We start from the raw sequence: 13,060 nt of genomic DNA, 5'->3' as shown, positions 1-13,060 counted from the left end.
TACTAACTAAAAACTAACTAACTAAAAACTAACAAACTAAACCAACCTTTGCCTTACCGCCTCATACAAAATCACTCCAGCAGATACCGATACATTTAAAGATTCAATTGTGCCAACCATTGGTATTTTTGTAAGGTAATCAGAGTTTCTCATCAATTCAAAGGAAATACCTTCATCTTCTGCACCCATAATAATTGCTGTTGGAGCAGTAAAATCGGGTTTGTAAATAAAATCTTCTGTTTTTTCTGTACAGGCAACAATCTGAATACCGCTATCTTTTAAAAATCTCAAAACCGTTAATAGATTATCATGACGGCAAACCGGAATTTTATATAACGCACCAGCAGATGTTTTTACTGCGTCGGGATTGATTTGTGCCGAACCTCTCTTAGGAACAACAATAGCATGTGCTCCACAGCATTCTGCAGTACGGGCAATTGCTCCGAAATTACGTACATCTGTGATCCCATCTAATAATAATATAAGAGGTACTTCTCCCTTTTCAAAAATTTGAGGAATTAAATCTTCTATTTTTTGATAAGTAATTGGAGATATAAATGCAATAACACCTTGATGGTTTTTTTGGGTAATGCGATTTAACTTTTCTATCGGGACTTGTTGCGATGGAATATCATACTGACGTAAAAGCGTTTTTAGTTCAGAAATTAATTCTCCGCTAATGCCTTTTTGTAAAAACAATGACTCAATATCTTTACCAGAACTAATGGCTTCTATCACAGCTCTTATTCCAAAAACCATTTGGTTTACATCTTTTTCCTCTCTTTGAAATCTTTTTTCCATACGTTGCGAAATTAAACAAAATCTAATAACCTTATTAATAGAACATTTATAAAAAACAAATACAAAATGTTTATTAACAGGGCTTCATTTTATCAACATCCGCTTTAATGTAGTTTAAACAATTATTATGTAAAGAATAATTGATGTTACTAACATTTGTTGTTGATAATTAGACTGATAACTTATCGGAATTGACGTCTAGTTTAAACTACACAAAATCGGTGTTAAAAACTACTTAATATGGTGGTAAAATTTTGTATATTTTTGTGATTATGAGTTTAGAATCAGAATCAAACAAAGTAGCTTTTCCAAAAGAAAAAAGAGGTAGGCTTACCAATTTAGTTTCTGGTTTAGGTAAACTTCCGCCTCAAGCTTTAGATTTAGAAGAAGCAGTTTTAGGCGCATTAATGTTAGAAAAAGATGCACTTTCAACGGTTATAGATATTCTTAAACCCGAAGTTTTTTACAAAGATGCTCACCAAAAAATATTTGAATCTATACAAATTTTATTTACCGCTTCCTCGCCTGTTGATATATTAACTGTTACCGCACAATTAAGGCAGCAGGGAGATTTAGAAATGATTGGTGGTGCTTTTTACATTACCGAACTTACAAACAGAGTAGCTTCTGCAGCCAATATAGAATACCATGCAAGGATAATTTCTCAGAAATTTATCCAACGAGAATTAATAAGAATTTCTACCGATATCATCAATCAATCTTATGAGGATACCAGCGATGTTTTTGAATTATTGGATTATGCCGAAAAAAACCTTTTCGATATAGCACAAAATAATTTAAGAAGAGATTCTCGTAAAATGGATGATATCATTAAGGAATCTCTAAAAATGTTAGAATCTTTACGTGGAAAAGAAGACACTTTAACTGGGGTTCCTTCCGGTTTTACAGCCTTAGACCGCGTAACAAATGGTTGGCAAAAATCAGATTTAATCATTATAGCTGCTCGTCCGGCGATGGGTAAAACTGCATTTGTATTAACTTGTGCCAGAAATGCCGCGGTACAATTTAATAAACCTGTAGTGGTTTTTTCTTTGGAGATGTCATCTGTACAACTCACCAATCGTTTAATTTCTGGAGAGGCAGAAATTGAACAAGAAAAAATCAGAAAGGGACAATTAGAAGATTGGGAGTGGCATAAAATGACTTCCAAAATTGGAGGTTTAAGTGAAGCACCTTTAATTATTGATGATACTCCTGCACTAAACGTTTTTGAATTTAGGGCAAAATGTAGAAGGCTAAAAGCTCAATACGATATTCAAATGATTATCATAGATTATTTGCAATTGATGCAGGGAAAAGCCGATGGTAAAAGTGGAAGTGGAAATCGTGAACAGGAAATAAGTAGCATTTCTAGAGCTTTGAAACAAGTTGCTAAAGAATTAAATGTGCCAGTAATTGCACTTTCTCAGTTAAGTAGAGCTGTTGAAAATCGTCCGGGTGGATCTAAAAAGCCCATGTTATCCGATTTAAGGGAATCTGGAGCAATTGAACAAGATGCAGATATGGTTTTGTTTTTATACCGACCAGAATATTATGGTTTAGATCAGGATGAGAACGGAAACCCAACTGCTGGTATTGGTGAAGTAATTATCGCTAAACATAGAAATGGGGAAACTGGGTCCGTTCCTTTAAGGTTTATCGGCAAATATGTAAAATTTGCAGATTTAGAAGATGGTTTTGGTGGAATAAGCGCATCTGAAAATTCTGCTTCAGATCCTTTTTCTAGTCTTGGTCCTTCTTCTCAGTTTGAAAGTATTACCCTGAAACCTAAAAATTGGGATACTGATGAGGAAGAACCTCCTTTCTAATAAAACAAATTTGATGTGAATATCAAAAGCATCTATATTTGCCAGCGATGTTTAAAAAAACCCATTATTTTTTAAAAAAGCTAATTCTTGGATTAATTGATGCATTTTATCCGCTTTTTAGAAAGATAATGCCTCATCAAACTTTTAGATATGCTGTTTGTGGAGGAGGAAATGCAGTTTTAAATTTCGCTATATTTTCTATTACTGAAAATTTGATAGTAAAAAAACAGGTTGTTCATATCATCCCTAATTTAGCCATAAGCTCCCACATTTTTTCCTTTCTTGTAGCTTTCGGAATTACGTTTCCAATAGGATTTTATCTTAATACTTTTGTGGTTTTTGAAGGTTCGTATCTTTTAAAAAGAGTTCAGCTTTTTAGATATTTTACAATTGTACTAATTTGCTTCTTGCTCAATTATGTATTTATGAAACTTTTTGTAGACCATTTTGGCTGGTACCCAACTCCATCTTATATATTAACATTCGGCTTGGTTACTTTCTTTAGCTACTTTTCTCAAAGAAATTTTACTTTTAAAAAGAAATTAGATTAACACTTTTTTTTTAGTGGTTTTAATAAATCTTCTAATCCGTTTAATTTGATTTCATAAATAGTTGCTAATTGTTGTCCTAATTTACCTGGTGGCCAACCTTTATTAGCAAACCATTCTAAATAAGAAACTGGTAAATCGCAAAGCAATCTATCTTTATATTTACCAAAAGGCATTCTGTTTTTTACTAAATCTAATAATATTTGAGTATCCATAAATTTTATCCTTTGCGTTAGGGATTGAAACGGCATCCTTTTCTTCGCCTTTTTAGGCGGAGAAAGATATAGTGTAAAGCCCGTAAAAACGCCCAAATTAATATTTAAATCTCAAATCAAATTTTTTCTTATCAGATTTAAAAGTATAGAATACACAAAAAATCAGACTGATCAAGTTTATCTTATCCTAGCAAAACTTCATTTTAATATTGGTAAATTTAATATCTGAAATACCAAAAGCTGTTAAAAATTGTTAATTAATTAATCATATAAAAGAATAAAACTAGTTTAGTATTTTGCTAATCATAAAAAATTGACTCTTATTATTTATTAACCTATCTTTGCCCGATGTTTAAAAACAAGAGCTTAACTATTTTAAGCTTTATTCTATTAATTACAATTGTTTTTACTGGTTGTAAAAGCAAATTTGAGAAATTACGCACAAGTACAGATACCGGTAGAAAGTATCAAGAAGCCATAAAACTTTATAATAATAAAGATTATGCTAAAGCTTTGATATTGTTTGATGATTTGGTACAACGCTATCGTGGAAGGTCAGAATCTGAAGATTTGTACTATTATTATGCTTACACAAATTATAAGCTTAAAGATTATTTATCCGCCAGATACCATTTCAAAACATTTGCTGATACTTATCCAAGTAGCCCAAAAGCTGAAGAATGTAGGTTTTTAGCAGCATATTGCTTCTATTTAGATTCTCCAAATTTCTCTTTAGATCAAGACAATACTTATAAAGCAATTGAATCTTTACAGTTGTTTATTAACCTTTATCCAAAAAGTGATAGAGTTGCAGAAGCCAGTAAATTGATATTGGATTTAAGAGATAAATTAGAGCGTAAATCTTATGAAAACGCTAAATTATTTATAGATATAGGGGATTATCAATCTGCAGTTATTGCTTTTAGAAACTCTACAAGAGACTTTCCTGATACTAAATATGCTGAAGAAATGGAGTTTTTAACCATCAAATCTCAATATCTTTATGCTGAAAACAGTCTTGAAACTAAACAGGAAGAACGTTATCAAGAGACTATTGAAGAATACGAAAGATTTGCAGAAAAATATCCAAAAAGCACTTATCTAAAAGAAGCAACAGATATTAAGGATGATGCATTAAAAGGAATAGTAGAAACAAAAAAAATATTAGAATTATATTCGGGAGTTAAAACTGAGAAAAAAGATGAGCAACAATAACGATATCGCAAAACCAACAGTTTCTGGTACAACAGTTACAAGAGATTTAAGAGAGTTAGATATAACTACTGATAACATTTATGAGTCTTTAGTAATTATAAGCAAACGAGCTAACCAAATTGCAGCAAACATGAAAGAAGAGTTGCATGGTAAATTGGCAGAATTTGCTAGCTCTAATGATAATTTAGAGGAAATTTTTGAAAATAGAGAACAAATTGAAATTTCTAAGCATTACGAAAGAATGCCAAAAGCTTCATTAGTTGCTATTGATGAATTTACCCACGGTAAGGTTTATCATAGAAATCCAGCTAAAGAACAAAAGTAATTGTTCTATATTTGAGCATGGTTGATATGCTTAAAGAAAAAAATATTCTTCTTGGCGTTTGCGGCAGCATTTCAAGTTATAAATCAGCAGAAATTGTTAGGTTATTTGTAAAAGCTGGTGCAAACGTTAAGGTAGTTATGACAAAAGATGCTACCTCTTTTATCACACCACTTACACTTTCTACCCTTTCTAAAAATCAAGTTTTAAGCACTTATTCTAATCCAGAAACTGGCGAATGGAATAATCATGTGGAATTAGCACTTTGGGCAGATTTGATTTTAATTGCTCCCGCAACTGCAAATACAATCTCTAAATTTGCAATTGGTTTGTGCGATAACTTGTTATCAGCGATTTATTTATCTGCAAAATGCCCGGTATTTATTGCGCCAGCAATGGATTTAGATATGTGGAAACATCCAACCACAATTAAAAATATTGAAAGTTTAAAGTCTTATGGGAACATTGTTATTAATCCGAATTCTGGAGAATTGGCCAGTGGTTTAAATGGAGAAGGAAGACTAGCGGAACCAGAAGAAATTATCGCTTTCATTGATCGTCAATTAAAAGAAAATTCACCTTTAAAAGGAAAGAAAGTATTAATAACAGCGGGACCAACTTATGAAGCAATTGATCCGGTAAGATTTATAGGAAATCATTCCTCAGGGAAAATGGGTTATGCTTTAGCAGAAGAGCTTTTAAAGAATGGAGCTGATGTTATTTTGGTGAGCGGCCCAACTAGCTTATCAATTAATCAATCGATAAAAAAAATAGAAATTACATCTGCAAAAGAGATGTTAGATGCTTGCTTAAAATATTATGATGATGTTGATATTTTTATTATGAGTGCAGCTGTTGCAGATTATACACCAATAAATGTTTCATCACAAAAAATTAAAAAACAATCTGATACTTTTGAAATAGCTTTAACGAAAACACAGGATATTTTAAAAACATTAGGAGAAAAAAAGAAAAATCAAATTTTGATAGGTTTTGCATTAGAAACTCAAAACGAAGAACAAAATGCAGCTGAAAAATTGAAGAAGAAAAATCTGGATTTTATAGTTCTTAATTCTTTAAATGATGAAGGCGCAGGCTTTAAGCATGATACCAATAAAATTACCATATTAGATAAAGATTTACATAAAACAACGTTTAATCTAAAATCTAAAAAAGAAATTGCCAAAGATATTTGCAACAAAATTATCTCCCTGATATGATTAAAAAGCTTTTATTACTCATTTGCATTTGTTTAACGATAAACGCTGAAGCCCAGGATTTAAATGCGAGGGTTCAAATTTTATCACCACAGATACAAAACACGAACAACAAACCAATAGAAGCTTTGCAACAAGCAATGTCTGAATTTTTAAATAATAGAAAATGGAGTGTTAACGAGCTTAAATCTCAAGAAAGGATTGATTGTAACATCGTCTTTAATTTAAAAGAATGGGACGGATCTAGTAATTATAAAGGTGAAGCGCAGATTATAAGTAGTCGCCCTGTTTATGGCACTTCGTACAATACAACGCTTTTAAGCGTAACGGATAAAAACTTTGAATTTACTTATACAGAAGGTCAACCTTTAGATTTTTCTGACCAAAATTTTCAAAATAATTTAAGTTCGATATTGGCATTTTACGCTTATATAATTGTGGGTTTAGATGCAGATAGTTTTTCTAAACTTGGCGGAACAGATTATTTTACTAAAGCGCAAACTGTTCTTAATAATGCTCAAAACGCACCATTTGGAGGCTGGAAAGCTTTTGAAAATCTCAGAAATAGATATTGGATTGCAGAAAATCTTCAGAATAAAACCTTTATCCCTTTAAGAGAAGTGCTTTATACTTACCATAGACAAGGATTGGATTTAATGAGTGATGATATAAATAAAGGAAAAAAAAATATTGCTACTTCTATTGAAAAATTAACTGAATTAGATAAACAAAAACAAGGTTCTATATTAAATAATATCTTTTTCTCTGCTAAAGCGGATGAAATCATCGATATATTTAAGAAATCTGATCCATTAGAAAGAACAAAAGTTTATAATACTATGGTTGAAGTTGATCCTGCAAATTCTTCTAAATACGAGGAATTAAAAACAGCAAAATAAAATCCAAAATAATTTTCATCAAAATATGCTAAGTAGATTACTTATAAAAAATTATGCCTTAATAGATAATCTAGACATCAGTTTTGGTAACGATTTAAATGTAATCACTGGGGAAACAGGAGCAGGAAAATCAATCGTTTTAGGTGCTTTAGGTTTAATTTTAGGACAAAGAGCAGAAGGAAAATATTTCTTTAACCAACAAAAGAAATGTATTGTTGAAGGTTTTTTTAATATTGGTGAATATCAATTAAAAGATTTCTTTATTGATAATGATTTAGACTACGAAAATGAAACTGTTTTGCGTCGTGAAATTGCTTTAGATGGTAAATCTAGAGCTTTTATAAATGATACACCCGTTACATTAGGTATTTTAAAAAATCTTGGTCAGCAATTAATTGATGTGCATTCTCAGCATGCAACATTAGAAATTAACAATGCAGATTTTCAGCTTTTGGTGATAGACGTTGTTGCTGAGCATCAGGATTTATTGATTGAGTATAAGAATCAATTTCAGAGTTATAAAAAAAATCAGCGTAAGCTAAAAACTTTAAAAGAAGATACCGACAAAGCAAAAGCAGACCAGGATTATTATCAGTTTTTATTTGATGAATTAGAAACCGCATCTATAAATGAGGGCGAACAAGAAAATCTGGAAATTGAATTAAACAGTCTTTCTCATTCGGAAGAAATTAAGAAAAACTTGTTGGGAGCTAATTTTTTAATAGATAATAGCGAAGAATCTGCTTTACCAAAATTAAAGGAAGCGTTAACTCAAATCCAAAGTTTAGAGAAATATCAGCCAAACGTATTGGCTTTCGCCGATAGATTAAAAAGTGCGATTATAGAAATCAAAGACATTAATGATGAGTTAGAAACTTTAGAACAAGCCACATCCTTTAATGAATCTAGATTAGATGAAATCAATGAGCGCTTAAGTTTATTTTATTCTTTACAAAAAAAACATCGTTTAAATAATAATGAAGAACTTATTAATTTTAAGAATGAGCTTTCTGATAAATTGAATAAGATTCTTTTTGCAGATGAAGATTTAGAAAAATTAGAAAATGAATTAGCTAAATCGGAAAAAGAACTTCAGCAAAAAGCTGAAAAAATAAGTAAAAATAGAGCAAAAGTAATCCCACAAATAGAGAAACATATTTTAGAAACTTTAGCTGAAGTTGGAATGAATAATTCTCAGCTAAAAATAGAAAAAAAGACAGCTTTAGTTTTGGATAAAGATGGGAATGATGAAATTAAGTTCTTATTTAATGCCAATAAAGGACATCAATTAAATGAACTAAATAAGGTAGCATCGGGTGGAGAACTTTCTCGTTTAATGTTGAGTATTAAATCATTAATTGCTAAAAAAACTGCTTTACCAACCATTATTTTTGATGAGATTGATACAGGAGTGTCTGGTGAAGTTGCTAACCGAGTGGGAATTATAATGGAAGAGCTAGCCAAAAATATGCAAGTAATTACCATTACACATTTACCACAAATGGCAAGTAAAGGTAAAGCGCACTACTTTGTTTATAAAGCTACAAAAGATGATTTTACTTACACTCAAATCAAACGTTTAAATGAAGATGAACGAATTTTAGAAATAGCTAAAATGTTAAGTGGAGAAAACCCAAAGGAATCTGCTTTGCAGAATGCCAGGGAATTATTATACAATTAAATAAGTCATTTACTTATATTTGAAACAAATTTAGACAGCGAAATTTTTAAAACCCGATAATCTATCTCGATTCTGGAGACTTTTATCTAAATACTTAATTATACAATGGCATACAACTTACTAAAAGGAAAAAGAGGAATTATTACCGGCGCACTAGATGCAAATTCAATAGCATGGAAAGTTGCAGAAAAAGCACATGAAGAGGGTGCAACTTTTGTATTAACTAATGCTCCAATCGCAATGCGAATGGGAGAAATTAATGCATTGGCAGAGAAAACCAATTCTCAGATTATTCCTGCAGATGCTACAAATGTAGAAGACTTAACAAAACTTTTTACAGAAGCTCAAGAAATTTTAGGTGGAAAAATCGATTTCGTTTTACATTCTATTGGTATGAGTGTCAACATCAGAAAAAAAATTCCATATACAGAATCTAATTACGATTACTTTGCAAAAGGAATAGACGTTTCTGCAATGTCTTTGCATAAAATGTTAGCGGTTGCAAAAAAATTAGATGCCATAAGCGAAGGCGGAAGTGTAGTGGCTTTAACCTATATGGCAGCACAACGTACTTATCCTTTTTATACAGATATGGCTGATATAAAAGCAATGCTTGAGTCTATTGCTCGCAGTTTTGGTTATCATTACGGCGTAGATAAAAAGGTTAGAATCAATACTGTATCTCAATCTCCAACTCGTACAACTGCTGGATCTGGGATTAAAGGCTTTGATAATTTTTATGATTTTGCAGATAAAATTGCGCCATTGGGAAATGCAGATGCTGCATCTTGTGCTGATTATTGCATTACTTTATTTTCTGATTTAACAAGAATGGTTACCATGCAAAATCTTTTCCATGATGGAGGATATTCTTCTACCGGAGTAAGTATGGAAGTGATGGATCAAATTGGTGGTGGAGAATAGGTAAATAAAAAAAAGATAAAATTTAAAAGTCCGATGGGAAATAATTTTCATCGGACTTTTTTTTACAAAGATTTTTTAGATTGAAAATTTTCATATGGTTTTGAGCGTTCCATAATTATACACTTCAATTATGAAAAATTTATTCTCTTTTAAATACCTTATTTTAATATTTATATCCCTTACCATTTTATCTTCTTGCGCTACGCAAAAAGAAAAACAAGCTAGGATAACTTTAATAGATAGCTTAATAAAAAATAATGACTTCAAATTTGTTGCACAACAAGCTAATCCTTTAAGGGGAGGTCTAATTTCACAAAGATTAAGACAATTAGATAATTCCTATTTTTTAAAAATAAGCAAAGATTCTATTAATTGTTACTTGCCATATTTTGGAGTAGCACAGCAAGCTCCTTATGGATCAACAAATAATGGGATACAATTTATAAGTACAGATTTTTCTTATGATAAGACAGTGGATAGCAAAGGTGGATATCAAATTACCATTTCTCCAAAAAATACTGATAAGGCAAGAACACTTTATTTAATGATTGGACAAAGCGGTAATGCTACCTTAAATGTAAATAGTAATAATCGCGATGCTATTAGTTTTACCGGAAACATTGAGAAAAGATAATTAACCTAAAGCATTTTTTAAATCTTCTATTAAATCATCTACATCTTCCACACCAACACTTAATCTTAAAAGGTTATCAACTACACCTACTTTTTCTCTTTCTTCTTTCGGGATAGAACCGTGTGTCATAGAAGCTGGGTGATTAATTAATGATTCTACTCCACCTAAAGATTCGGCTAGTGTCCAAACTTTAAAGGAACCTGATATTCTAAAAGTTTCGGCTAAATCTGCATCCTTTAAAACAATAGAAATCATTCCACCAAAACCACGCATTTGTTTTTTAGCAACTTCATGATTTGGATGATCTAAAAATCCTGGCCAATATATTTTTTCGATTTTTGGATGCGTTCTTAAAAACTGAGCTATTTTCTCTCCGTTTTCGCAATGAGCTTTCATCCTTAAATGCAAAGTTTTAATTCCCCTTAAAACTAAAAAAGAATCTTGCGGTCCTGGAGTTGCACCACAAGCATTGTAAATAAACCAAAGTTGCTTATAAAGCTCTTCATTATTTGTTAATAAGGCTCCCATCACAACATCAGAATGACCTCCAATATATTTTGTAACAGAATGCATCACAATATCGGCACCCTGATCAATTGGATTTTGTAAATAAGGCGAAGCAAAAGTATTATCAACAACTAAAGTTAAACTATGGGCTTTTGAAATATGCGAAACCGCTTCAATATCAATAATTTGCATCATCGGATTGGTTGGGGTTTCTACCCAAATCATTTTTGTGTTTTCACTAATATAGGACTTAATATTTTCTGCTTTGGTTAAATCAATAAAATGAAATTTAATACCATAATTTGCAAAAATCTTAGTGAAAATACGATAAGATCCACCGTATAAATCGTTACCTGTAATTACTTCATCGCCTGGTTTCAAGATTTTCATTACAGCGTCTGTAGCACCCATTCCACTAGAAAAAGCCAAACCATATTTACAGTTTTCTAAAGCCGCCAAACAATCTTCTAAAGCTTTTCTTGTCGGATTTGTTCCTCTAGAATATTCATAACCTTTATTATCACCAGGAGTTTTTTGCCAATAAGTAGAAGTTTGATAAATTGGAGTCATTACAGCACCTGTAGTTGGATCTGGTTCTTGACCGGCATGAATAGCTTTTGTTGCGAATTTCATTTTGATAGTTTTAAAGTTTTAATATTATTTTAAGATATGGTCGTTTACGTTATAGATATTAGCGACAGCTTTTTTGTTATAATTTCACAAATAAACTATAGCGAATATCCTGTTAAAACGGCCTCATTTAAACATAGATTAATAAGCCAATGCAAAAAGTACTCTTTGGGATGAAGGCTTTCCGGTAACCATACAAATGCCTTCTTCCTGTACATTGTTTAATGGAATACAACGAATAGTAGCTTTTGTTTCTTCTTTAATTTTAGATTCTGTTTCTGGAGTTCCATCCCAATGAGCTGAAATGAAGCCTCCCTTCTCTTCTAAAACCTTTTTAAATTCATCATATGAATTAACTTTAGTGGTTTTTTCAGTCCTAAAATCAAATGATTTTTTGTAAATATTTTGTTGGATATCTTCTAATAATTTTTCTATCACATCAGCAATCCCGTCTCTAGAAACAGTTTCTTTGGTACGTGTATCACGTCTTGCCATTTCAATAGTATTATTTTCTAAATCCCTGCCACCAAATGCTAATCTTACAGGTACTCCCTTTAACTCATACTCTGCAAATTTAAAACCTGGGCGCTGTGTGTCTCTATTGTCATATTTAAAAGAAATGCCCTTTACTTTTAATGCTTTTGTAATGATTTCTACCTGCTCAGAAATTTTAGCGAACTCTTCATCACTCTTATAAATCGGAACGATTACCACCTGAATTGGAGCCAACTTTGGAGGTAAAACCAAACCTTGATCATCTGAATGTGCCATAATTAGAGCGCCCATTAAACGAGTGGAAACTCCCCATGAAGTTGCCCAAACATATTCTAATTTACCTTCTTTGTTAGCAAACTTAACATCAAAAGCTTTTGCGAAATTTTGACCTAAAAAGTGAGATGTTCCTGCTTGTAATGCTTTACCATCTTGCATTAAAGCTTCAATACATAATGTATCTAATGCACCTGCAAATCGCTCATTAGCTGTTTTTTTTCCTTTTACAACTGGCATTGCCATCCAATTTTCTGCAAAGTCTGCATAAACATCTAACATTTGGGCTGTCTCTGCTTGCGCTTCTTCTGATGTTGCATGAGCAGTATGTCCTTCCTGCCAAAGAAATTCTGTGGTTCTTAAAAATAATCTTGTACGCATTTCCCAACGTACAACATTTGCCCACTGATTTACTAAAATTGGTAAATCACGATAGGATTGAATCCATCCTTTGTAAGTATTCCAAATTATTGTTTCTGAAGTTGGGCGAACTATTAACTCTTCTTCCAATTTAGCGTCTTCATCAACAATAATATTTCCATTTCCATCGTTTTTAAGACGATAGTGAGTTACCACAGCACATTCGGTAGCGAAGCCCTCAACATGAGATGCTTCTTTTGTAAAGAAGGATTTTGGAATAAAAAGTGGAAAATAAGCATTACTATGACCGGTATCTTTAAATTTTTGATCTAGTACTGCTTGAATTTTCTCCCAAATGGAATATCCATATGGTTTAATTACCATACACCCTCTAACAGAGGAATGCTCTGCTAAGTCGGCTTTTGTAACTAATTCGTTATACCACTGGGAATAATCTTCTGATCTGCTAGTTAAGCCCTTGCTCATGTTTATTTGGAATAATTTTTGTAT

13 protein-coding genes are annotated in these 13,060 nt (G+C 31.8%); 9 read left to right on the top strand and 4 right to left on the bottom strand.

Annotation, left to right across the window (positions count from 1 at the left end):
- Window positions 1-36 precede the first annotated feature (36 nt).
- Window positions 37-801: a 23S rRNA (guanosine(2251)-2'-O)-methyltransferase RlmB gene (gene rlmB, locus A5893_RS04090; RefSeq protein WP_068821253.1), complete on the bottom strand. Its 765-nt coding sequence runs from the start codon at window positions 799-801 to the stop codon at window positions 37-39.
- Between the two features lie 272 nt (window positions 802-1,073).
- On the opposite strand from rlmB, the gene dnaB reads away from it, so the two are divergent.
- Both dnaB and A5893_RS04080 read left to right on the top strand, forming a co-directional pair.
- Window positions 1,074-2,630, top strand: a complete 1,557-nt coding sequence (gene dnaB / locus A5893_RS04085; RefSeq protein WP_068821252.1) for a replicative DNA helicase — start codon at window positions 1,074-1,076, stop codon at window positions 2,628-2,630.
- 47 nt (window positions 2,631-2,677) lie between these two features.
- Window positions 2,678-3,181, top strand: coding sequence for a GtrA family protein (locus A5893_RS04080; RefSeq protein WP_068821251.1), 504 nt, complete (start codon window positions 2,678-2,680; stop codon window positions 3,179-3,181).
- On the opposite strand, the gene A5893_RS04075 is transcribed toward A5893_RS04080, so the two are convergent.
- Window positions 3,178-3,393: a DUF3820 family protein gene (locus A5893_RS04075; RefSeq protein WP_068821448.1), complete on the bottom strand. Its 216-nt coding sequence runs from the start codon at window positions 3,391-3,393 to the stop codon at window positions 3,178-3,180. The genes A5893_RS04080 and A5893_RS04075 overlap by 4 nt on opposite strands.
- Before the next feature lie 348 nt (window positions 3,394-3,741).
- Between A5893_RS04075 and A5893_RS04070 the strand changes: the two genes are divergently transcribed.
- The 7 genes from A5893_RS04070 to A5893_RS04040 all read left to right on the top strand — a co-directional run bounded on the left by A5893_RS04070 (window position 3,742) and on the right by A5893_RS04040 (window position 10,285).
- The gene (locus tag A5893_RS04070; RefSeq protein WP_068821250.1) at window positions 3,742-4,608 is read left to right on the top strand and encodes an outer membrane protein assembly factor BamD; all 867 of its coding nucleotides are present in this window, start codon (window positions 3,742-3,744) and stop codon (window positions 4,606-4,608) included.
- On the top strand, window positions 4,595-4,933 hold the full coding sequence (locus tag A5893_RS04065) for a DNA-directed RNA polymerase subunit omega (RefSeq protein ID WP_068821249.1): 339 nt from the start codon (window positions 4,595-4,597) through the stop codon (window positions 4,931-4,933). Before A5893_RS04070 ends, A5893_RS04065 begins: the two co-directional genes overlap by 14 nt.
- A gap of 26 nt (window positions 4,934-4,959) precedes the next feature.
- Complete coding sequence (gene coaBC, locus A5893_RS04060) at window positions 4,960-6,150, top strand: bifunctional phosphopantothenoylcysteine decarboxylase/phosphopantothenate--cysteine ligase CoaBC (RefSeq protein ID WP_068821447.1); 1,191 nt, start codon at window positions 4,960-4,962, stop codon at window positions 6,148-6,150.
- Window positions 6,150-7,046, top strand: a complete 897-nt coding sequence (gene porD / locus A5893_RS04055; protein WP_082911333.1) for a type IX secretion system protein PorD — start codon at window positions 6,150-6,152, stop codon at window positions 7,044-7,046. Before coaBC ends, porD begins: the two co-directional genes overlap by 1 nt.
- A 25-nt stretch (window positions 7,047-7,071) precedes the next feature.
- Window positions 7,072-8,727 carry a DNA repair protein RecN gene (recN, locus tag A5893_RS04050; protein WP_068821247.1) on the top strand — a complete coding sequence of 552 codons (1,656 nt, stop codon included), beginning with the start codon at window positions 7,072-7,074 and terminating at the stop codon, window positions 8,725-8,727.
- Between the two features lie 105 nt (window positions 8,728-8,832).
- A complete protein-coding gene (locus A5893_RS04045) occupies window positions 8,833-9,651 on the top strand; it encodes an enoyl-ACP reductase FabI (protein WP_068821246.1) in 819 nt (272 codons plus the stop codon).
- A gap of 130 nt (window positions 9,652-9,781) precedes the next feature.
- Window positions 9,782-10,285 carry a DUF4251 domain-containing protein gene (locus tag A5893_RS04040; protein WP_068821245.1) on the top strand — a complete coding sequence of 168 codons (504 nt, stop codon included), beginning with the start codon at window positions 9,782-9,784 and terminating at the stop codon, window positions 10,283-10,285.
- Here the strand turns inward: A5893_RS04040 and A5893_RS04035 are convergent, their stop codons facing one another.
- Together A5893_RS04035 and proS are read right to left on the bottom strand one after the other, a co-directional pair.
- Window positions 10,286-11,425 (bottom strand): cystathionine gamma-synthase, encoded by a 1,140-nt coding sequence (locus A5893_RS04035; protein WP_068821244.1) that lies wholly within the window; start codon window positions 11,423-11,425, stop codon window positions 10,286-10,288. It lies immediately after the preceding gene.
- Window positions 11,426-11,563: 138 nt separating this feature from the next.
- Window positions 11,564-13,036 (bottom strand): proline--tRNA ligase, encoded by a 1,473-nt coding sequence (proS, locus tag A5893_RS04030; RefSeq protein WP_068821243.1) that lies wholly within the window; start codon window positions 13,034-13,036, stop codon window positions 11,564-11,566.
- Window positions 13,037-13,060 lie beyond the last annotated feature (24 nt).

It is taken from the genome of Pedobacter psychrophilus (assembly GCF_001652725.1).
Lineage (GTDB): Bacteria > Bacteroidota > Bacteroidia > Sphingobacteriales > Sphingobacteriaceae > Pseudopedobacter > Pseudopedobacter psychrophilus.
Note: the sequence above shows the minus strand (reverse complement) of the source record. Positions and strands in the feature narration are given on the sequence as shown.